Consider the following 21719-nt stretch of genomic DNA (forward strand, 5'->3'; position numbering starts at 1 on the left):
CTTTAGGATTCTTTCAGCCATTTCGCTGCATCTTTTGCATGGTACGTAATAATCAGATCGGCACCTGCACGCTTGATGCTTGTCAAAAGTTCCATTGTCACTGCTTTTTCATCGACCCAGCCATTGGCGGCTGCCGCTTTGACGAGCGAATATTCTCCGCTCACATTGTAAGCAACCATCGGCAGATTAAAATTGTTTTTTACATCACGAATGATATCAAGATAGGAGAGGGCAGGCTTAACGATCAGGAAATCGGCTCCTTCTTCAACATCCGATTCTGCTTCACGCAGCGCCTCAAGCCGATTCGCCGGATCCATTTGGTACGTCTTCCTGTCTCCGAATTGCGGCGTGCTGTTAGCTGCGTCGCGGAACGGTCCGTAAAACGCGGACGAATATTTAACCGCATAGGACATAACCGGAATGTGTTCAAATCCAGCCTCATCCAATCCCTTCCGGATCGCAGCGACGAATCCGTCCATCATATTGGATGGGGCGATAATATCAGCGCCCGCTTTCGCCTGGCTGACTGCAGTCTTCACGAGCAGTTCAAGGCTTTCGTCATTTAAGACCGTGCCGTCCTTCACCATGCCGCAGTGGCCATGATCGGTATATTCACATAGGCATGTATCGGCAACAACGAGTACTTCAGGAGCCAGCTCCTTGATTTTTCGTGTTGCTTCCTGGACGATGCCATGATCATGGAACGCGCCTGTGCCGCAATCGTCCTTCTCTTCAGGAACGCCGAACAGGATGACGGAAGGGATGCCAAGGCTTGTGATCTCGTTGATTTCCGCCTTCAGATTGTCCAGAGACAATTGAAATACCCCTGGCATGGACGGGATTTCAATGCGCTTATTTTCCCCTTCCACGATAAACAACGGGTAGATGAAATCTTCCGGACGAAGATGGGTCTCTCGGACCATCGCTCTCATTGCCGGTGTTTGTCTCAGTCTTCTATGGCGTTTAAATGTCAAATCAGTCATTCTGGTCATTCCCTTCTTCTGATTCTTTGGTGTAAAAGCTGCTTATTTCATTAAACATAGCATCAATCGTAAATTTCCGCGGGCAGATCCGCACTCGGTATCCTTCTGCTTCCACCGCCCGCTTTGTCACCGTACCGATGACCGCTATCTCAAGCTTCTTTGCATGGGAGGACAGGAGATGCTTTGCGACAATCTGCTGGAAATGATGAAAGGTTGACGGACTTGTAAAGGCACAGATATCCAGCTGGTCCTCTTTCAGGAGGCGGACAAGCTGCTCCTCACCCTTCGTCGGATAAATTGTATCATAGACGATCCATTCATCGGCAGATCTTCCCTTCGCCCGAAAACTGTCAGCAATTGTCGTGCTGGCAAGATTTCCTTTCGGGATCAGTACATTCTCCGCTTCAAGACCTCTTTCAAAGAACTCTTTTGCAAAATCCTCTGCGGTATAGATGCCTGGGATAAAGTGCGCAGGCACCGACCGCTTTTCCAGTTCCTTCTTCGTCTTCTCGCCGACCGCTGCAAATTTCATTTTGCTTTTCAGAAGCTCGAACCTGTCCTTAATCGGTTCAATTTCCTCGAAAAAATAGCGGACGCCGTTTTTGCTCGTAAAAATGATCCAGTCGTACCTGTCAAGCCTCTGCATGAAAATCGGCGCATTGATGTCTTGATGAGGGATGAAGTCGATGAGCGGAACCATATGCGGAATGCCGCCTGCAGTCGCAACATCCGTACAGAACTTCTCACCTTGCTCCCCGCCTCTCGTAATCAAGACATGCCTTCCCCTGAGCGGACGCTTGCCCCCGGTCATTGCCCGAGCTCTTCCTTCACACTGTCGATCAACTTCTTAGCGCCGCGTTCCGTCAGAATCTCAGCCGCTCTGCCGCCGACCTGAACAGGATCCTTGCCGGCCACCCTTTCCTGGTATACCGTTTTTCCGTCCGGAGATGCTACGAGAGCAGTCATTTCAATTTCATCATGATCACTGAGCTTCGCATAACCGGCAATCGGCACCTGACAGCCGCCTTCCATCTTGGCAAGGAAAACACGCTCCGCTTCGACCGCTTTGGCAGTTGCGATACTGTTCAGCTTGTTTAGCTGCTCAAGCAATTCCGCATCATCGCCTCGGCATTCGATCGCAAGTGCCCCTTGGCCAATCGCCGGCAAGCATGTTTCAGGATCGAGAAACTCCGTTACAATCTCACGTTTCCAGCCCATCCGGCTCAAGCCGGCAGCAGCCAAAATGATTGCATCATAGTCTTCGTTCTCGAGCTTTTCAAGACGTGTATCGATATTTCCCCTGATCCATTTGATTTCCAAGTCCGGACGCACCTTAAGAATCTGTGCACTCCGTCTCAGGCTGCTCGTGCCGATAATCGAGCCCGGCGCAAGATCACGAAGTGTCTGGTGATTTTTTGAAATCAACGCATCTCTCGGATCTTCCCTTTCCGGTACACAGCCGATCACAAGCCCCTCAGGCAATACCGCCGGCATATCCTTCATGCTGTGGACGGCCATGTCGATTTCCCCGTCATACATCGCTTGCTCAATTTCCTTGACGAACAGCCCCTTGCCGCCGACCTTCGAGAGCGTCACATCCAGAATACGATCCCCTTTCGTGACAATCTCCTTCACTTCAAATTCAAACGGCGCACCGAGCTTTTCCAGCTGTTCTTTCACCCAGTGTGTCTGCGTAAGTGCCAGTTTGCTCCGCCTTGATCCAATTACAATCTTTCTCATGTCCCGTGCCTCCAGTCGATGATTTAATTCCAAATATGAAAAGTAGATAACCGGCTTGTTAAAAACAAATTGATCAGCACGATCAGAAATGCGAGCGCATTCCATTCGGCCAGCCTTTTTCCGAATATCCCTTTCTTAAGCCGTAGATAAATGATAAAGCCGTATATAAGTATAATAACAAATGAGCCGATGATTTTCGGATCATAAAGATGGAAGGAGGGCAATTTAATGAAAGCCCAGCGCAAGCCAAGTATCAGGCTCAGCAACAGCATCGGCACTCCAACTAGATTCGATACGTGGGAAACGGCCTCTAGCTTGCTTAAATCGCTGAGCCTCCATACCCTTTTTGTCTGCCATTTCTTCTCCTTCAAAAGCCTGTATTGGATCAGGTAGAGGATCGAGGCGACAGCCGCCAAGGAGAACGCCCCGTAAGACAGGAACGCCATTGTAATATGGATAATCAGCAGCTCGGAAATCAGCTGTTCGCCCATCTGCGGACCTGTTCCCTGCAACGGCGCGAACGCATGAATCGCCAGCAAGCAAAAACCCAATAGATTAATAAAAAAGACGGTGAAATCTACCTTCAAGAGATTATGAACCGCCAACGACAGGGTGATCAGCACCCACGAATAAAAATAAAGCCCCTCGAACAAGGTCAGGACCGGAAATCTCCCAGTCTGCCACATATATCCGAGAAGAAAAATAGTCTGTAAAATCCAAACAACCGCAAGTAACCGGAAGGCCAGGCGATTGGCCTTCCGGTTCTGCTCGATGAAATCGATAAAGTACAGCAGGATTGAAACCGCGTAAATAGGAATGACAGCTTCGGGTAATCTTGCCAATATCACATTTTCCATGGCGGTACCTTATGACTGATAGGATGCCATATGGATAGGAGCGAGATGGCGATGTTTCTTCGCACCCTTTTCCAATACGGGTTCCTGCTCTTCGTCTTCGTCCTTCTCCAAGTTAAATATTTGCGAGAACAAGGCGATCTTCGCTTCCGCATCAGCATCGCCGGCAAACTCCTTCACCTGCAGGATCGGGTCCTTCAGCAGCTGATTGATGATGCTCTTCGTATGCTTGCTGAGGATTTTCCGCTCGCGTGCTGTCAGATCCGGCATTTTCCTTTCGATGCTCTCCATTGTTTCCGCTTGGATGGAAAGGGCCTTTTCGCGGAGAGCCGTAATGACCGGCACGACACCAAGCGTGTTCAGCCATTCTTGGAATGCAGCCATTTCCTCCGCGATCATCTTCATGATCCGGGCAGCCGCCACTTCCCTCTCGGCGAGATTCGCTTCGACGATTCCCTCCAGGTCATCGATGTCGTACAAGAAAACACTCTCGAGCTCGGATAGCGCAGGATCGAGATCACGAGGCACGGCAATATCCACCATGAAAAGCGGCTTGCCCCGGCGCATTTTTTCGATGAAGGCGAGCGATTCTTTCGTCACGACATAGCCTTCCGACCCTGTTGAAGAAATGACGATGTCCGCTTCCATAATCGCACACTGAAGTTCCTGCAGCGACTTCGCTTGTCCGTCAAACTGCTCAGCGAGGGTTTGCGCCTTTTCAAAGGTCCGATTGATGACCGTCACCCGGGTCGCACCGCTTCCGTACAAGTTCTTGATCGCCAGCTGTCCCATCTTCCCGGCGCCGATGACGAGCACATGCTTGTCCTTCAGGCTTCCGAACACCTTTTTCGCAAGCTCGACGGCAGCATAGCTGACCGATACGGCATTTGCGCCAATGTCCGTCTCTGAATGGGCCTTCTTCGCAAAAGCAATCGCCTGCTTAACAAGATGATTGAATACCGTTCCGGTTGTGCCATTTTCCTGTGCGAGCAGAAAGCTGCTGCGAACCTGCCCAAGGATTTGCGTCTCACCAAGAACCATGGAGTTCAGGCCGCTCGCTACTTTGAACAGATGCTCTACTGCCTGGTTTTCTTCATGTATGAACAAATGGCCGGCAAACTCCTCTTGCGGAAGTCCAAACCATTCGGACAAAAACTCTTTTATATAATATCGCCCGGTATGAAGCTGGTCGACAACTGCATACACTTCCGTCCGATTGCACGTCGAAACAATCATGTTCTCCAATATGCTTTTTTTATTTTTCAATGACTGCATCGCATCCGGCAGTGCCGCTTCCGAAAAAGCGAGCTTCTCCCGCATCTCAACCGATGCCGTCTGGTAATTTAATCCGACAACTACTATATGCATGATGCCTAAAGCACCTCCAAAAAATCAATAATGCACTCCCTCTATTATAGCACTCCAGATTAGAAGAATTCTAAAAAGTTGTGAACAGAAAACGAAAGAACATCTTTTTTGTGTTACTATCTTAAGGAGGAGGCTGCTTGCCCCCTAATACACTTTTTCCCTTATGTAACATAACAAATTCATTGTGTAAACACAAGGTCGGATGATTAGGTGATGAATGGATGAAAAAACAATCGTTGTTCGCCGGCGTAATGTTAGCCGGATTTGGGGCTTATTTTTTGCTTCAGCAGTATTTTACCCAGTTCTCTCAGTTATACTCATGGCCGTCGCTGCTGATCATAGCCGGAGTGGCTTTTCTCTTCCAAGCTTATGGGGGAAAAGACTGGAATGCCATCCTGCCGGGAGTCATCCTTGCAGGTTTGGGACTGCACTTCCACATTGCAGCAGCGCTTGATGTTTGGCCGGATCATGCAGGTATTTTTCTTTTGGTTCTCGGGCTCGGATTTTTGCTCAGCTACGTAAAAACAGGAACCGGCCTGTTTCCCGGGATTCTTTTTTTCGCTTCTGCAGTTCTTCTGCTTTTTTTCGAAAAGGGAGCAGCCTGGGCAGCTGAGCATGGCCATGACCTCTCCCTCGCCGAAAAACTCCTGCCCTTTCTCCTCCTTGGAGCCGGCATCTTCTTTATCATGAAAAAAGGAAAATAGAGGCAGGGGCGAAAAGGGGAATCTCCCCCCAGTCGCCCGCTGCCTCTTTTCCATTCTGCTAATCTTCCATTTTCAGGCATTCATCCACTTGCCTAGCGCATTCCAGACATTATCTTTCCCTTCCCCTGTCTCAGAGGAGAAAACGATAATTTCATCTTCCGGTTCAAGGTCAAGTGTTTCCTTTGCGATCTTTTTATGCTTCTCCCATTTACCGCGCGGAATCTTGTCCGCTTTTGTTGCCACCACAAGACACGGGAGTTCATAATGCTTCAAAAAGTCATACATCATGACATCGTCCTTCGTCGGCGGATGGCGCAGGTCGACGATCAGCAGGACAGCGCACAGCTGCTCCCTGCTGACAAAATACGTCTCGATCATCCTGCCCCATGCTTCCCGTTCGCTCTTCGATACTTTGGCATACCCGTAACCGGGAACGTCAACGAAAAACAGCGACTCCTCAATTTTGTAAAAATTGAGCGTCTGTGTTTTCCCCGGCTTTGAGGACGTTCGGGCCATCGCCTTCCGATTGATCATTTTATTGATAAAAGAGGATTTTCCGACATTGGAGCGGCCTGCCAACGCAAATTCCGGCAGACTGCTCTCAGGGTATTGCTCCGGCCTAACGCCGCTAATAATCAATTCAACATTATTTACTTTCATTTTTGCCACCCGCCAATGCAGTTTCCAATACTTCGTCCATATGCGATACAGGAACGAAGGTTAAATCTTCCCGGACACTCTCTGGAATGTCGTCGATATCTTTCTCGTTGCCTTTTGGCATGATAATTGTCCGGAGCCCTGCACGATGCGCACTGAGCGACTTCTCCTTCAGGCCGCCAATCGGCAAAACGCGGCCGCGCAGCGTAATTTCACCAGTCATGCCGACTTCCTTCCTGATCGGTCTTCCTGTCAAAGCGGACACAAGTGCCGTCGCAATTGTGATGCCCGCTGACGGGCCGTCCTTCGGTACAGCACCTTCGGGAACGTGGATATGGACATCGCAATTTTCATGGAAATCCTTATCCAGCTTCAGATCATCCGCCTTCGAGCGGACATAGCTGAAAGCCGCCTGTGCGGATTCCTTCATCACGTCTCCAAGCTTTCCGGTCAAAATCAACTTGCCTTTCCCTGGCGAAAGCGAAACTTCAATTTGCAGTGTGTCACCGCCAACGGTCGTATAAGCAAGCCCTGTCGCCACACCGACCTGATCTTCGAGCTCCGCCTGGCCATAATGATACTTCTTTTTGCCAAGCAGCTCCTCCAAATACGATTCAGTAATAATGACACGTTTCTTCTCGCCGGAAACGATGATTTTCGCCGCCTTCCGGCAAATGGAGGCCAATTGGCGCTCCAGCTCCCGCACACCCGCTTCCCTCGTGTAATAGCGGACGAGCATAACGAGGGCCTCATCCTTGAATTGTAGCTGGCTTTTCGTCAATCCATGCTCCTCGACCTGCTTCGGCAGCAGGTGGTTTTTGGCGATATTCACCTTCTCCAGTTCCGTGTAGCCCGGTATGGTGATGATTTCCATCCTGTCCCGCAATGGGCCGGGAATGGAAGCGAGATCGTTCGCCGTCGCCAAAAACATCACTTTCGACAGATCATACGTTTCTTCGATATAGTGGTCGCTGAACGTGCTGTTCTGTGCAGGATCCAGCACTTCGAGCATTGCGGATGATGGATCTCCGCGGAAGTCATTCGACATTTTATCGATTTCATCAAGCAAGAATACAGGATTGGTCGTGCCGGCCCGCTTCATCCCCTGGATGATCCGGCCAGGCATGGCGCCGACGTATGTCCTGCGATGCCCACGGATTTCCGATTCGTCCCGGACTCCGCCTAGCGAGATGCGGACAAAATTCCGGCCCATCGATTCAGCGATTGAACGGGCAAGGCTTGTTTTACCGACACCAGGAGGACCGACGAGGCAAAGAATCGGGCTGCGCAGCGATTTGGTCAGCTGCTGGACTGCCAAATATTCAAGAACCCGTTCCTTTACTTTTTCCAAGCCGTAATGATCGCGTTCCAAAATCTTCTCCGCCTTGTGGATGTTCAGATCATCCTTCGTTTCCTTTGTCCACGGCAAGGCCACGAGCCAATCTAGATAATTACGGATTACGGCACTTTCTGCAGAAGTGGAAGGGATCTTTTCATACCTGTCCAATTCCTTAAGGGCGGATTTTTGTACATGCTCAGGCATGCCCGCCTTTTCGATTTTTTCTGCAAACTCGCTCACTTCGCCGGTCTTGCCTTCTTTATCGCCCAGTTCTTTCTGGATCGCTTTCATCTGCTCACGCAAATAATATTCCTTTTGTGTTCGCTCCATTGACTGTTTTACTCGCTGGCCGATTTTCCGTTCCAGGTTGAGTACTTCTTTTTCATTATGGATCGTCTCGATCACTTTACCGAGGCGTTCTTTAACATCAATCGTTTCCAGAATATCCTGCTTATCATGCAGCTTGAGCGGAAGATGGGATGCGATAATGTCCGCCATCCTGCCGGGCTCTTCGATATCGGCAACGGTTGCAAATGTTTCAGCGGATATTTTCTTAGAGAGCTTGATATATTGTTCAAAGTACTCCAGCATTGTCCGCATCAGCGCCTGCACTTCGATGTCCTTCTTCGTTTCATCCTCATAAAGTTCCAGGCTTGCCGAAATATACGTTTCATTATCGATCCACTCGAGCATTTTCGCCCGGGTCAGTCCTTCTACAAGCACACGGATCGTGCCATTCGGCAATTTGAGCATCTGCTTGACCTTTGTCAGCGTGCCCATTTGATAAACATCTTCCTTGCCCGGTTCATCTATCGCTACATCCTTTTGGGAAGTAAGAAAAATCAGCTGATCTGCAAGCATTGCCTGCTCAAGCGCCTGAACCGAATGGTCCCTTCCGACATCCAGGTGCAAAACCATTGTCGGGAATACGAGCATTCCCCTTAGCGGCAGCAGAGGCACCAACGGCTCTGTTTGTTTCGTCAATTCGTACACCTCCACATTACTACCCATGCAAATTCTGGCCTTCATGAGTCTTTGTACAATTTTATCTTAAAGTACATCTGCATGTCGAGAAACAGGCTTTTCGAACCTTCTGGCAGGAAACGCGGGGTCTATACGCTCTTCTTTCCTGCTTCCCCTTCTTGCGAAGAATGGTTCATTACCAGGGCGGCGGACAAGACATCCTCCAGTTTTTTAACCGGAACGACGACAAGATCCTGGCATTGGCCAAAAGCCGGCTGCCAGTTTTCCGCCGGAATGAAAACGGTCTTTACTCCTGCAAGACCAGCCGCCCTTACTTTGGCGGCGACACCCCCTACAGGCTTAATGTCCCCGTGGATGCCGATTTCGCCTGTCATGGCAATATTCGCACTGACGGGAATTTTATAGATGGCAGAGTAAATGCCAGCTGCCATCGTCACTCCGGCAGAAGGCCCGTCGATCGGCACACCTCCCGGGAAGTTGACATGGATATCATATTGGTGGGCAGGAACTCCCATCGTGCGCAGGACGGTGATCACATTTTCTATCGACCCTTTCGCCATGCTCTTCCGCCTGACCGATTTCCCCTGCCCGCTAATATTTTCTTCTTCTATTATGCCGGTAATGATGACGCTCCCTCTTTCTTGGGCAGGCATCACGGTCACTTCCAGCTCAAGCAGCATGCCTGTGTTCGGACCTGTCACGGCAAGACCGTTGACAATGCCGACTGCAGGCTTGGCAGAGATTTTCGGATCCCATCTTGGCGTCAGCTGGCTTGATTCAATGATCCAATTTAGATCTTCATCGCGAATAAACGGACGGTCTTCTGTAATAGCAAGGCCAGCGGCAATTTGTACGATATTGACCGCCTCCCTTCCATTCCGCGCAAAGGATGAGATGATGCCAAGCCCGCTTTCATCAATGGAAAGCTTCACCTTATCCGCCGCATTTTTAGCAACCGCCTCAATTTCATGCCGTTCAAGCTCCCGGAAAAACACCTCCATACAACGGGAACGAATGGCCGGGGGGATTTCATTCGGCGTTCTCGTTGTAGCGCCTACCAATCTGAAATCGGCCGGCAGTCCTCTTTGGAAAATCTCATGGATATGGACGGGGATTTGCGTATTTTCCTCACTATAATACGCACTTTCCAAAAAAACTTTACGGTCTTCAAGCACTTTCAATAACTTATTCATCTGGATTGGATGCAATTCCCCAATTTCATCAATAAACAATACCCCACCATGCGCATTGGAAACCGCTCCTTGCTTCGGCTGGGGAATTCCTGCCTGGCCCATTGCACCTGCCCCTTGATAAATTGGGTCATGAACAGATCCAATTAGCGGATCGGCAATCCCTCTTTCATCAAAACGAGCGGTGGTCGCATCAAGCTCAACGAAAATCGCATCTTTGCGGAAGGGAGATTTGGCGTTTCTTTTCGCTTCCTCTAAGACTAGACGGGCGGCAGCGGTCTTTCCGACACCAGGCGGGCCGTATATGATCACGTGCTGCGGATTCGGGCCGCATAACGCTGCCCTCAGTGCCTTGATGCCGTCTTCCTGGCCGGCAATATCAGAAAATGAGGCTGGCCGGACCTTCTCCGCAAGAGGCTCGGTCAGGCGGATTGCCCGCATTTTCCTCAGTGCTTCCATCTCTTTCTTCGACTCTCTATCAATTGTCACTTTCTGTGTCCGCTGGCTCTTCAGCAGATTGAAAAAATACATGCCAATTACGATTCCAAAGAACAATTGAACAAATAAGACTAGCACTGTCCAGTTCATGAAAAATCCTCCTCGTCGCCTGTCAAGATATGCATTAGTATCTCCGGGACCGATTCGGAATAAACCGTTCTTTTACGGCTGAACGAACGTCCTTGCCTTTGAATCACCAAATGGCCGAACCGAAAAACAGGGCTGTCCCGAAAGAGCGATTGTTGCCGCTCCAGGACAGCCCTGTCATACATATGGGAATCAGGCAGTGCCTTTCAGTACCGTGCCATCTTCAAGGATAAGTTTTGGCGGCTGTTCATCGAGAACGGCCTCTTTCGTGATGATGCATTTCTTGATATCTTCACGGGATGGAAGATCATACATCACATCAAGCATGATCAATTCGATGATCGAACGCAGTCCGCGGGCACCCGTTTTTCGCTCAATCGCTTTTTTGGCGATCTCGTGGAGTGCTTCATCATCAAATTCAAGCTCGACGCTGTCAAGTTCAAGCATCTTCTGGTACTGCTTGACCAATGCGTTTTTCGGCTGTGTCAGAATTTGGATCAGCGCATCTTCGTCAAGCTGCTCAAGGCTGGCAATAACCGGAAGACGGCCGATGAATTCAGGAATCAAGCCGAATTTAAGCAAGTCTTCAGGAACTACCTTCGTCAGCAATCCTTTTTCATCGACTTCCTCCTGCTTGACCTCTCCGCCGAAACCGATCACTTTCTGGCCAAGACGGCGCTTGATAATCTGATCGATGCCGTCGAACGCTCCGCCACAGATGAACAGAATGTTCGTTGTATCGATTTGGATGAATTCCTGATGAGGATGCTTGCGCCCACCTTGAGGCGGCACGCTAGCAACCGTTCCTTCAAGAATTTTCAGCAATGCTTGCTGGACACCTTCTCCGGATACATCGCGGGTAATTGACGGATTTTCAGATTTGCGGGCCACTTTATCGATTTCATCGATATAGATAATGCCGCGCTCCGCTTTTTCGACGTCATAGTCTGCTGCCTGGATCAGCTTGAGCAGAATATTTTCAACGTCCTCGCCGACATAGCCGGCTTCTGTCAGGGAAGTAGCATCCGCAATTGCGAATGGCACATTCAAAATACGCGCGAGCGTCTGGGCAAGGAGGGTTTTCCCGCTTCCTGTCGGCCCGATCAGGCAAATATTACTTTTCGCCAGTTCGACATCGTCAATTTTGCTGTTCGAGTTAATCCGCTTATAGTGATTATAAACAGCAACAGCGAGCGACTTCTTTGCCTTTTCCTGACCAATTACATATTCGCCAAGAATTTCGCGGATTTCCCGTGGCTTCGGAATATCCTTGAACTCGACTTCTTCTTCTGTACCAAGCTCTTCCTCCACGATTTCCGTGCAGAGTTCGATACATTCGTCACATATATATACACCAGGACCAGCGACCAGTTTACGGACCTGATCTTGTGTCTTGCCGCAAAAAGAACATTTAAGCTGTCCTTTTTCATCATTGAACTTAAACAATATTCTCACCCCTTAAAAATAACTATCCATAGGATTGGATGACTTGCAAAACAACAGGTTTCCACCATTATTTTGCCGATGAGGAATAGTTATGTATTGCATTGTACCATAATTTATTCCTCTCAACCATAAAAACGGTTTTAATTATGGATTACTTCAGAGTTTCCCGAAAAAAGCAAATTTACTCTTCTTTTATGATATGTTTTCTGCAGAATCGTATGTATGTTTTGGATGTTATAAAACAAGGCACGAGCTGAACCGTGCCTTGTTCTATTTTATATGTCTGTACTTAAGGGCCGGGCGGCTGGTGTGCCGCCCAATTCCCAGTCAAAGATGGATCCGGATTATTTGCCGGCTTTGCTGTTTTCCACGAGGAACTCAACAGCTTTTTGCACTCTCAAATCGGACTTCAGGTTATCCATGTTTGTGCCAAGGATTTTTTTGATTTCATCCAATGGCATGTTGTACATTTCCGCCATGTTATTCAGTTCTTTTTCAACATCTTCTTCAGACGCCTCAAGATTTTCCGCATCAGCGATCGCTTCAAGTGTGAGGTTCATGCGAACACGCTTCTCAGCATCCTCTTTCATTTGGCCGCGAAGTGCTGCTTCATCCTGACCGGAGAATTGGAAGTAAAGTTCAAGATTCATTCCTTGCATTTGCAGGCGTTGTTCGAATTCTTGAAGCATGCGGTCAACCTCTGCATCAACCATCACTTCAGGAAGATCGATTTCCGCATTTTCTGTCGCTTTCTCAACAAGCGCATCGCGGTATTTCTGCTCGGATTCGTTTTGTCTTCCAGTCGTCAAGCGCTCTTTGATGGAAGCTTTTAGTTGATCTAGAGTTTCTGCTTCCTCATCAACGTCTTTCACGAATTCATCGTCAAGCTCTGGAAGTTCTTTTGCTTTGATTTCGTGCAATTTCACTTTGAAAGTTGCCGGCTTGCCTGCAAGCTCAGCTGCATGGTATTCCTCAGGGAATGTCAATTCGATATCTTTCTCTGCTCCTGATTCCATTCCAACCACTTGCTCTTCAAACCCAGGGATGAATGAACCGGATCCCAGCTCAAGGGAATAGTTCTCGGATTTTCCGCCTTCGAATGCTTCTCCGTCAACAAAGCCTTCAAAGTCGATGACAACTGTGTCGCCTTCAGCTGCAGCTCCTTCTTCTTTTACAACGAGTTCAGCATGGCGCTCTTGAAGTGTCTTCAATTCTTCTTCTACATCTTCATCGGATACTTCAGCATCCATCTTTTCCACTTCAAGGCCTTTGTAATCCCCTAATTTTACTTCAGGCATTACTGTTACTGTTGCCTTGAAAATTAGATCCTTGCCTTTTTCCATTTGCTCGATGTCAATTTCCGGACGGTCAACCGGCTTGATGCCTGTTTCTTCCACTGCAGTTGCATATGCATCTGGAAGGATGACATCCAACGCGTCTTGGTATAGGGATTCTGCACCAAAGCGCTGTTCAAATAGTGAACGAGGAATTTTTCCTTTACGGAAACCAGGGATGTTCAATTGCTTTGATACTTTTTTGAATGCAGCGTCAAGGCCTTCTTTGACTTTGTCCGCTCCTACTTCTACAGTTAAAACTCCTTGATTGCCTTCTAACTTTTCCCACTTTGCTGACATAAATGTTTACCTCCAAAAATATATTCATTGCCTTATCTACTAGTTAGCGTTTCAGCCATTTTAGTATGTAAGTTACTTCCCGTCCAATGTTTCATACCAAGTGCGGCATAACCATTATATTATAACATAGGTTCCCATCCTTTCAAGAAGGGAACCTATACGATTGGCGAAGAAATTTGCTCCAGGGAGTTTAAATGGTCGATCATGGCAAGGATTTGCCCAGGTTCAACTGAATATTCCTCGGCGAGCTTCTCCTTGTCCCAGTCTTCTCCGTATAGCTCCATCCCAATGGCAAGATAAGCGGCAGCCCAGAGAGGTGCCTCCTCCTCTTCCGGCCCAAAAGGATACAGGAGGAAGAAATGACGGGCGGCCATGCTTCCAAGCTGGTTCAGCAAAACAGGGTTTTCATCGGCCAGCGCCGAGTTTAATCGTGCCAGGACAGCTTTCAGGGATGGCATTTCCGGAATGCCGGGAAGTTCTGCCGGTACAATTTCACCACTGTAAGCCAGCTTCTTTACTCTGATTTTATTGTCTATTCCATGCTCCCTCAGAACATTCAAGGCAATCGTCTGAATAAAAGGATGACTGTCCTCAGATGCGAGGAGACGGAGAAGTACGTTCAAATAAGGCCGGATGTTCCGATCCGTCAAGCTGCCGATGATCAGTGCCTGTTCGTGGACAGACCGGCCCTCCAGTTCGAGCAGCGCTCCATCCTCCTCCTCTTTCCTGCTGCCATTTTCCGCTACTTTTTTGCTTAATTGCAGCAAAGAAGACAGATGCTCATATTTTTCCGGAGGAACTTCCCGTTCTTCAAACAGGCTTTCTATCGTATGGATCACCTGCTGATGCTCTCCGGATTGGATGAGGATCATCAAATATATATCGATAATGTCGTAATAATCCCCTATCCCTTCATGAAGGAGGTTCTCCGCAACATTTTTCGCTTCTTCATAGTCCCGGTATTCATATAGAGCGACGAGATAAGCGACGGCAACCTGAGCGTCAGAGGGTAAAAGCGCAGCAGCCTGGCGCAGGATGTCCGCTGCCTGACCGAACTCGGATACTTCCATCAGTTCGAGCCCTTTCTCATACAGGCGCTTTTCCAGGCCGGGAAATGGAATGATATTATCCTGATTCTGCTTGTCGTTTTTTTTCATTCTAACCGCCTGCCTTGTTTTAGTACGTTCTCTTCTGCCATTTTGACGGCTTCAAGCACAGAATGCAAGAAGAAGCATGGATTGAATCTCCTCTTGCTCCGAGCAGAGAAAAGGCAGGGGAAACAGAACCGTTTTCCCCCGCCTTTTTCTTACCGTTCACATGCATATCCGTCTTTATCCCGATCCATTTTCGACTGGTAGGCAGGATGTCCTTCCGGGACTCCGTTCGGATAAACCTTCCTCAGTTCCGTACAATTTTGATAATACTCGTTTTTGGTCGTTTCTTTCTGCTGGACAGGGGTTTTCTGCTCTGGCTGTTCAATTACATCTGTATCGAAACCGGAATCCGTTGCATAATTTTCAACGGACCAAATGCCGATCCCCTGGCTTTTGGCGACGGTCTGCGCCTTCTCAAATGAAGTCAAATAACGGGTGTTTGGCGGATAAACGTAGGCAACGCGGGCGAGTCCTTCCTTAAGCAATGTCTCCTGGACACTTTCTCCATCCACATATACATAGGCAAGGAGCCTGTCGTATTTATCGATTCTCTGCCCGATGTCAAACTCGATCGTCAGTTCCCCGCTTTCAAGCAGCTGCCGGTTCCGTTCTTTCGCTTCTTCCCCAAACGGCTGCTTCCCAAGGCGGGGATGATTCGTCTCGGGAGTATCAATCAGCAGGTAGCGCAAATTCTTTTCTTTGCCTTCATACATTATTTTAATCGTATCACCGTCAATTACCTTGATAAGCGGAACCGATATTTTGCTCGTTGTACCAGATGTGTTGACAGATGAGGATGTGTTTCGTATCTCCTTTTGAGATCCGCTTCCAGCTTCAGGCTTCATTTCTCTCGGCTTCTGCTCCTGGTTTACGGCCGGCGCTGATGCAGTTTTTTCTTGCGGCTCACTTGCTGTACAGGCAGCCAGCAGCGACGACGTCAAAAGTATGGCAACTGCCACTCCCAAGAAAGTGCTCTTTGGGGCATTTTTGACCGTAAGCTTTCTCAAGTGTATCCACGTATTCATTTTTTTCATGTTGAATGTTCCTTCCTGTTGTATGACTGTCCGTATCATACCAAAGAAAGCAAATCTTGTCTTTAGGGTCTTTAGGCTCCTTTTTGAACCCTGGCCGGTGCCGCAGAAAGAATATTGCCCAGCTTAAAGACCCGATACTGCCTTTTCGTAAAGCAGTATGCTTTTACGAAGGACTCCGTCATCTTCAGCACTTTAATGCAGCGTTGTGTGATCTCGCCCGACTCTGCTAAATAGATGATTTCGATCGCTTCACCCGACTGTTCTCCCCGGCTTAGAAGATTCTTCATTTCGTCTCTCCTCCGCTTCATTTCTCTCTTTATTATACGCGAATATACGTTCTATATACAAACTAATGTTCTTATATAATGATTGGATGATCAGGAAAAATTCTCTCATCCTTTATTTTGGGCAAACCATTTGGAGGGGGCTACATATGATGAAATGACCCTAGTTGGAAGGAGGGAATTTGCATGAGTGCAGGCGGATTTGGTTGCGGCTCAGGCTTTGCTTTGCTGGTTGTCCTCTTTATTTTGCTGATCATCGTCGGTGCCGCTTATGTTGACGGCTATGGCGGGTATGGCGGATACGGATACGGAGGATATGGAGGAGTTTATTAATAACGAATAGAAGACAGCTGTTTTTCAAGGACCGTTCCTTCTAAGGGCGGCCTTGTTTCTTTTTCTCATTACAGTCTGGGGATGAACGATTTTTCGAATAGGTTCATACACTATTGAAAAAGCGGAGATGGAACAATGGCAAAATGGATTGATATATCGACTTCCCGGCACCAGCTGAAACTGTTTGATGGAAACCGGCTGATTAAAGCATATCCGATCGGAATCGGGAAAATGTTAACGCCCACCCCTTCCGGTACGTATAAAATCATCAATAAACAAAAGAATCCCGGCGGACCGTTCGGTGTCCTCTGGATGGGACTGTCTGCCCCGCACTACGGCATCCATGGAACAAACAACCCAGCGTCAATCGGGAAAAAAGTTTCGAAGGGATGCATCCGGATGCACAACCGGGACGTGCTTGATTTGTCGTCTAGGGTTTCGGTCGGGACGTCAGTGGTCATACACCGATAAAACAATCGGCCTCCTGCCCGTACGGAGGCTGTCTCTCATATTTTTTACTAAAAGGTGTTGACTTTCGCGATCCTCCGTCATATAATAAAAAATGTCCTTGAACAATTACATATATGTCCCAGTAGCTCAGCAGGATAGAGCAACAGCCTTCTAAGCTGTGGGTCGCAGGTTCGAATCCTGCCTGGGACGCTACATAAGAGACCTCGTCATGCAAGATGACGAGGTCTCTTTGTTTTGATAGTAGAAAACTGGCGAATCGTTTTTAGGATACTATAAATGTTGTTATTGAAAAATACCAATACAAGAAATGGGCCTGCCACAGGAGTTCAACTTTCCATGACTTTCTGGGCGGCCCATTCATGTTTATACCTTTTGGAAAATCGCTTCGTCTACCAATTCATGCCTCTCATTATAAAAGCGGACAGAGACCCTACCTTCAGCCTCTTCAACTAGAGCGTAAGTTTTTGGATTGCCTCCGCGCGGCAGCGAAATGCTGCCTGGATTGACGAATACCGTTTCTCCAATTTTTTCTGCGCCGAGCAGATGAGAATGGCCGAAAAAGACGAATTCGGCCCCTGCCTCCCTGGCCCTGTATGCGACATTTTGCAAGGATGATTTAATTCCGTGCAAATGTCCATGCACAACAAGGATCATATTCCCTGCTATTTCGATCACTTTTTCCCCTGGAAGCCGATCGTCCATGTCACAGTTTCCCTTCACTCCATGGAAAACAGACAAGGTGACATGATTTGCTGGAAGTTCAGAATCTCCGCAATGGATCATAGCATCCACTTTGCCCCTATATTCATCCGCCAATTTCTGCAAAATCACTTCATCCCCATGATTATCACTGACGACAAGCAGTTTCATTCCTCTCACTCCTTTCCAAACACGCTTTCCCCGATTTGAGCCAATTTATTCATTGCGGCTGCCCGGTGGCTGATTTTATTTTTTTCTTCAGCCGCCAGTTCGGCCATTGATAAATTTCGGTCAGGCAAAAAGAAAATCGGATCGTAGCCGAAGCCGTTTGTGCCTTTTCGCGCGTGAAGAATCCTCCCTTCACATTGTCCGCTGACCGTCACAGTCTTTTTGCCGGGTGCAGCGACGGCCAAGGCACAGTAGAAGCGGGCAGTCCGCTGAGAATCCGGGACATCCTTCAGCTCATCCAGCACCTTATCAATATTTTGATCATCATCCTTTGCCTCACCGGAATAACGGGCCGAATAGATGCCTGGCCTGCCTCCGAGTGCATCAATGACAAGCCCGGAATCATCGGCAATCGCCATTTCACCGGTAACCGCGGCAATCCCTTCTGCTTTCAAGATGGCATTTTCTTCGAATGTCGATCCTGTTTCTTCAATATCAGGAGCATCCTCCATATCCAACAATGTAACTGCTTCGAGGCCATATTTAGAGAGCAGGGCTGAAAACTCTGCTGCTTTCCCCTTGTTTTTTGTGGCAATGATCACTTTGCCCCTCATTCAGCCTCACCCTTCTCGCTTTGAATCAAATCTGCTATTTCACCAAGTGCCTCGCGCTGACGGCTCATCAATTCCTGAATTCCGCTTTCCGCCGCTTTTAGCATTTCTGCAAGCTGTGAAGCGGTAAACGTTGATTCCTCGCCAGTTCCCTGCAGTTCAACAAACTCGCCTCTTCCCGTCATGACGACATTCATATCCACTTCCGCTGAACTGTCTTCCACATAGTTCAAATCAAGAATGATGCCCATTTCGCCGCTGATGCCAACGCTCGCTGCAGCAAGCATGTCCGTTACAGGAAAAGCGGTAAGGCGCTTTTCAACATATAACCTATGAAGAGCCATAGTCATGGCAACGAATGCACCGGTAATTGATGCGGTTCTCGTTCCTCCATCCGCTTGGATAACATCACAGTCGATCCAGACGGTACGCTCACCGATCGATTCCAGATCAACGACGGCCCGAAGCGCCCGGCCGATCAGCCGCTGAATTTCCATCGTCCGTCCCGACACTTTCCCCTTTGAAGATTCACGGATATTTCGTGTGCCCGTCGCCCGCGGCAACATTGAATATTCGGCGGTAATCCACCCTTTCCCCTCGCCCCGCATGAAAGGCGGTACGCGCTCTTCAATGCTTGCAGTGCAAATGACCTTCGTGTCACCGACCGTGATCAGAACAGATCCTTCCGGGTGTTTTAAATAGTCCGTTTCTATATGTACCGGCCTCAGCTCAGCCGCTTCTCGTTCATCAATACGCAATGTCAGCTTCCTCCTTTAGTCTAGAAACCTGCTGCCAGGGTTCATTAAAAATGAAAAAGAGGCGGCAATGGCCCACCCCTTCTATTTTTACTTAGTATATCAAATTTTCCCCAGGCTAAACAGGCAGAGGCGCTTTAGTCCGCCAAGTTTCTGTTAATTTCCCTATAAGCTTCCCTTGTTCACCTTTTCCGGGCGCATAACCGGTGCTGTTAAAGGCTCTCCCTGTTCATTGACAATCTCTTGACTGCCATTTACAAGGATTGAAACACCTTTTATGCCCGGCAGCTCCGTAAGTGAGAGGACGAGCGACTGCAGCGCCTCATCGGAGATCATTTTGCTGGCGCTGTTTTCCATGAAATCCTCATTGAAATTCAGTGTAATCGTGCCATTTTCGTCAATGCTCGGCTTGTCGACCAATTTTACATCACCGATAAATCCGCTCACAAGAGCATAGTCAAGGTCCGGACCGGAAGCGAGCTGCTGGACAACTGCAGTTGCATCATCCCGTTCCGTATTGGCGACACGTGTCGTCACAGGAACATAATATGGCTCATCATCCGCCTGCGCTAAGTAATAGACCGTCATCGGTCTTGTATTGGTAATATCTGCAACAGCAGCAGCCTCTGCATTAATACCATCCGCTCTTGACAGCCCCTGCTCACTGATCGGGGTACCATCTACCGGCATTTCTGTCAGCGGATATCCGTTAACCTGAAGCTCAACACGGTCAATCGAGTCAAACTGGGTCAACGTCCATGTGATCGACTGAAGGATTTTCAGCTCGTCCGCCGGATTATAGGCAGCGAATTCCTCGGAAAAATCAACAACGGCCTTGCCATCTTTCTGGACCGCTACATCGACTTCCGTTCCGGCAGGAATCACCGTTCTGAAGCCATTCGGCAGAAGTTCGGTAACCGGCCCGTCAGATACAAGGTATTGGAGGGCTTGTTTCGCCACACTTTCTGTCTGAGGCAGCGGTACGGACTGAGAGACGACATAGCCGTGCTTGTCGACAAGGTACAAATCCCTCATTACCGTATTTGCCGTTGCCTCACCAGTTGTTTCTATATCAGAAACATCCAATTTCTCATTTTCCTTTAAAATTGATACTTCCTTTGGCGGGTCAATGCTTTCTTTTCCTTTTTCAAAAAGCCCGCAGCCCGACAAGACGACACTTGCTGCCAGCACGATCGCCGAACCTGCGGCCACTTTTGCCCGTTTTGACATTTCGCACCCCTCCTGAAACAGTTTGTACTCCATGTATACGAGCCCTCTCTGCAGGATAGACCTTGTTTGGTGATAAATAAAAAGAAGCAGGGAATCCCCCTGCTTCAGCCTTCAATCTTCTGATGTTTTCCCAATTTGATCGTATTGACACAAAGTTTACTGCTGCCGAGCCAATTGGAGGCAATCCGATTAAAGATCGCCTTCGAACCTGTCGTATAAAACTTATGCTGCGGTGGTTCAGGGGAAAGATTCAGCAATTGCCGATAATCAAGTATTGCGCCCGCCTCCTGGGCGGTTTCATCTCCTGAACTGATCACCTTTACAGCCGAACCCATTGAGCTTTCAATCAACGGCTGAAGAAGCGGGTAATGCGTACACCCTAATATAAGGGTGTCAATCCCCGTCTCCTTCAGCGGCTCGAGTGTTTCATCTACAACTCTCTTGGCCACATCGCTTTCATACTCGATGCTCTCCACAATCGGAACAAACTTTGGACAGGCAAGCTGCGTCACCTGTACCAAATGGTTGATCGATTTCAGCTCGCGGACATAGGCCAGACTGTTGATCGTTCCGATTGTCCCCAGCACGCCGATATTTCCGCTTTGGGTCACCTTAAGTGCCGCTCTCGAACCAGGAGCGATGACACCGAGCACCGGGATCGGAAGCGTCTTCCTCATTTCATCCAATACAACTGCTGTCGCCGTATTGCAGGCGATGACAAGCATCTTAATGTTTTTCTGCAACAGGTACTCCGCCATTTGCCAAGTGAAGGTCCGGACCTCTTCCTCTGTCCGGGGGCCATACGGACATCTGGCTGTGTCCCCTAAATAATATATAATTTCGTTCGGCATCTGCCGCATGATTTCCCTCGCCACGGTCAGCCCGCCGACTCCGGAATCAATTACTCCGATTGGCCTTTCCAAATTGATTCCCGCCTTACTCTTTGCGCATGTCTTGATGCAGCTTCGCTAAATTATTCCTTAATTTTAAAACTTCATCTTCGGTGAAGTCAATCAACACTTCCTGCAAATAGTCCTGCCTTTTCCCAATCACTTCATCAATCATTTCCTTGCCCTTGTCCAAAAGATGGATATGAACAACACGGCGGTCTTTCGGGCTCCGCACTCTGACAACAAGTTCTTTTTTCTCCATCCGGTCAATCAAGTCCGTTGTTGTGCTGCAGGCAAGATACATTTTATTGGACAGCTCGCCGATCGTCATATCGCCCTCTTCGAACAGCAACTGGAGTGCGACAAACTGGGGCGGCGTAATGGAATAATCACTTAGAAGCTCCCGCCCTTTCTGCTTGATGATGGCGGAAATATATCGTAAATCTTTCTCTAATTCTGCTACTATTTCAGCGTTGTGCAGCTGCGATCCGTTTTCGATCATGTTCTCACAACCCCCTAAAAAATTTCCCATTCCTCTCGGAAGTACATTGGTCGGGATAAAATCATAAATTAATCCCTTTCGGCTCCCGAAGAGTCATATTATAA

General features: G+C 48.4%; 21 protein-coding genes, 1 tRNA gene and 1 pseudogene. 4 read left to right on the forward strand and 19 right to left on the reverse strand.

The window, feature by feature from the left end; genetic code table 11:
- Positions 1 to 2: 2 nt before the first annotated feature.
- From hemB to hemA, 5 genes are read right to left on the reverse strand one after another with little or no spacing between them, the layout of a single operon-like run.
- Positions 3 to 983 carry a porphobilinogen synthase gene (gene hemB / locus AC0TWI_RS20695; RefSeq protein ID WP_488128237.1) on the reverse strand — a complete coding sequence of 327 codons (981 nt, stop codon included), beginning with the start codon at positions 981 to 983 and terminating at the stop codon, positions 3 to 5.
- Positions 976 to 1794, reverse strand: coding sequence for a uroporphyrinogen-III synthase (locus AC0TWI_RS20700; RefSeq protein WP_488128238.1), 819 nt, complete (start codon positions 1792 to 1794; stop codon positions 976 to 978). The genes hemB and AC0TWI_RS20700 overlap by 8 nt, the downstream gene beginning before the upstream one ends.
- Positions 1791 to 2723, reverse strand: coding sequence for a hydroxymethylbilane synthase (gene hemC / locus AC0TWI_RS20705; RefSeq protein ID WP_488128239.1), 933 nt, complete (start codon positions 2721 to 2723; stop codon positions 1791 to 1793). The genes AC0TWI_RS20700 and hemC overlap by 4 nt, the downstream gene beginning before the upstream one ends.
- A gap of 23 nt (positions 2724 to 2746) precedes the next feature.
- Positions 2747 to 3580, reverse strand: a complete 834-nt coding sequence (locus AC0TWI_RS20710) for a cytochrome c biogenesis protein (RefSeq protein ID WP_488128240.1) — start codon at positions 3578 to 3580, stop codon at positions 2747 to 2749.
- Between the two features lie 9 nt (positions 3581 to 3589).
- Positions 3590 to 4945 carry a glutamyl-tRNA reductase gene (gene hemA, locus AC0TWI_RS20715; RefSeq protein WP_488128241.1) on the reverse strand — a complete coding sequence of 452 codons (1356 nt, stop codon included), beginning with the start codon at positions 4943 to 4945 and terminating at the stop codon, positions 3590 to 3592.
- A gap of 221 nt (positions 4946 to 5166) precedes the next feature.
- Between hemA and AC0TWI_RS20720 the strand changes: the two genes are divergently transcribed.
- Positions 5167 to 5649 (forward strand): LiaI-LiaF-like domain-containing protein, encoded by a 483-nt coding sequence (locus AC0TWI_RS20720; protein ID WP_488128242.1) that lies wholly within the window; start codon positions 5167 to 5169, stop codon positions 5647 to 5649.
- 72 nt (positions 5650 to 5721) lie between these two features.
- On the opposite strand, the gene yihA is transcribed toward AC0TWI_RS20720, so the two are convergent.
- From yihA to AC0TWI_RS20760, 8 genes are all read right to left on the reverse strand, one after another.
- Entirely contained in the window at positions 5722 to 6309 is a 588-nt protein-coding gene (yihA, locus tag AC0TWI_RS20725; RefSeq protein ID WP_488128243.1) for a ribosome biogenesis GTP-binding protein YihA/YsxC, read from the reverse strand.
- Positions 6296 to 8581 (reverse strand): endopeptidase La, encoded by a 2286-nt coding sequence (gene lon / locus AC0TWI_RS20730; RefSeq protein ID WP_488128426.1) that lies wholly within the window; start codon positions 8579 to 8581, stop codon positions 6296 to 6298. Before lon ends, yihA begins: the two co-directional genes overlap by 14 nt.
- Before the next feature lie 176 nt (positions 8582 to 8757).
- The gene (gene lonB, locus AC0TWI_RS20735; protein WP_488128244.1) at positions 8758 to 10407 is read right to left on the reverse strand and encodes an ATP-dependent protease LonB; all 1650 of its coding nucleotides are present in this window, start codon (positions 10405 to 10407) and stop codon (positions 8758 to 8760) included.
- Between the two features lie 189 nt (positions 10408 to 10596).
- Complete coding sequence (gene clpX / locus AC0TWI_RS20740; protein WP_488128245.1) at positions 10597 to 11850, reverse strand: ATP-dependent protease ATP-binding subunit ClpX; 1254 nt, start codon at positions 11848 to 11850, stop codon at positions 10597 to 10599.
- 344 nt (positions 11851 to 12194) lie between these two features.
- Complete coding sequence (tig, locus tag AC0TWI_RS20745) at positions 12195 to 13484, reverse strand: trigger factor (RefSeq protein WP_488128246.1); 1290 nt, start codon at positions 13482 to 13484, stop codon at positions 12195 to 12197.
- A gap of 155 nt (positions 13485 to 13639) precedes the next feature.
- On the reverse strand, positions 13640 to 14641 hold the full coding sequence (locus AC0TWI_RS20750; protein WP_488128247.1) for a tetratricopeptide repeat protein: 1002 nt from the start codon (positions 14639 to 14641) through the stop codon (positions 13640 to 13642).
- A 149-nt stretch (positions 14642 to 14790) separates the two neighbouring features.
- On the reverse strand, positions 14791 to 15672 hold the full coding sequence (locus AC0TWI_RS20755; RefSeq protein ID WP_488128248.1) for a thermonuclease family protein: 882 nt from the start codon (positions 15670 to 15672) through the stop codon (positions 14791 to 14793).
- A gap of 71 nt (positions 15673 to 15743) precedes the next feature.
- Positions 15744 to 15959: a hypothetical protein gene (locus AC0TWI_RS20760; RefSeq protein ID WP_488128249.1), complete on the reverse strand. Its 216-nt coding sequence runs from the start codon at positions 15957 to 15959 to the stop codon at positions 15744 to 15746.
- A gap of 183 nt (positions 15960 to 16142) precedes the next feature.
- On the opposite strand from AC0TWI_RS20760, the pseudogene AC0TWI_RS20765 reads away from it, so the two are divergent.
- The 3 genes and pseudogenes from AC0TWI_RS20765 to AC0TWI_RS20775 form a co-directional block, all read left to right on the forward strand.
- Positions 16143 to 16232, forward strand: a pseudogene (locus tag AC0TWI_RS20765) (YjcZ family sporulation protein); the annotation flags it as partial.
- A gap of 192 nt (positions 16233 to 16424) precedes the next feature.
- On the forward strand, positions 16425 to 16760 hold the full coding sequence (locus AC0TWI_RS20770) for a L,D-transpeptidase (protein ID WP_488128250.1): 336 nt from the start codon (positions 16425 to 16427) through the stop codon (positions 16758 to 16760).
- 115 nt (positions 16761 to 16875) lie between these two features.
- Positions 16876 to 16949: transfer RNA gene (locus AC0TWI_RS20775), tRNA-Arg, on the forward strand.
- Between the two features lie 174 nt (positions 16950 to 17123).
- Here AC0TWI_RS20775 and AC0TWI_RS20780 read toward each other — a convergent pair.
- The 6 genes from AC0TWI_RS20780 to AC0TWI_RS20805 all read right to left on the reverse strand — a co-directional run bounded on the left by AC0TWI_RS20780 (position 17124) and on the right by AC0TWI_RS20805 (position 21615).
- Positions 17124 to 17630 (reverse strand): metallophosphoesterase, encoded by a 507-nt coding sequence (locus AC0TWI_RS20780; RefSeq protein WP_488128251.1) that lies wholly within the window; start codon positions 17628 to 17630, stop codon positions 17124 to 17126.
- Between the two features lie 5 nt (positions 17631 to 17635).
- Entirely contained in the window at positions 17636 to 18241 is a 606-nt protein-coding gene (locus AC0TWI_RS20785) for an XTP/dITP diphosphatase (RefSeq protein WP_488128252.1), read from the reverse strand.
- Entirely contained in the window at positions 18238 to 18996 is a 759-nt protein-coding gene (gene rph, locus AC0TWI_RS20790) for a ribonuclease PH (protein WP_488128253.1), read from the reverse strand. The genes AC0TWI_RS20785 and rph overlap by 4 nt, the downstream gene beginning before the upstream one ends.
- 162 nt (positions 18997 to 19158) lie before the next feature.
- Positions 19159 to 20223 (reverse strand): GerMN domain-containing protein, encoded by a 1065-nt coding sequence (locus AC0TWI_RS20795; RefSeq protein ID WP_488128254.1) that lies wholly within the window; start codon positions 20221 to 20223, stop codon positions 19159 to 19161.
- A 104-nt stretch (positions 20224 to 20327) separates the two neighbouring features.
- Positions 20328 to 21146 (reverse strand): glutamate racemase, encoded by an 819-nt coding sequence (gene racE, locus AC0TWI_RS20800; RefSeq protein ID WP_488128255.1) that lies wholly within the window; start codon positions 21144 to 21146, stop codon positions 20328 to 20330.
- 13 nt (positions 21147 to 21159) lie between these two features.
- Positions 21160 to 21615 carry a MarR family winged helix-turn-helix transcriptional regulator gene (locus AC0TWI_RS20805; protein WP_488128256.1) on the reverse strand — a complete coding sequence of 152 codons (456 nt, stop codon included), beginning with the start codon at positions 21613 to 21615 and terminating at the stop codon, positions 21160 to 21162.
- Positions 21616 to 21719 lie beyond the last annotated feature (104 nt).

This window comes from Lederbergia sp. B243.17 (genome assembly GCF_057657925.1).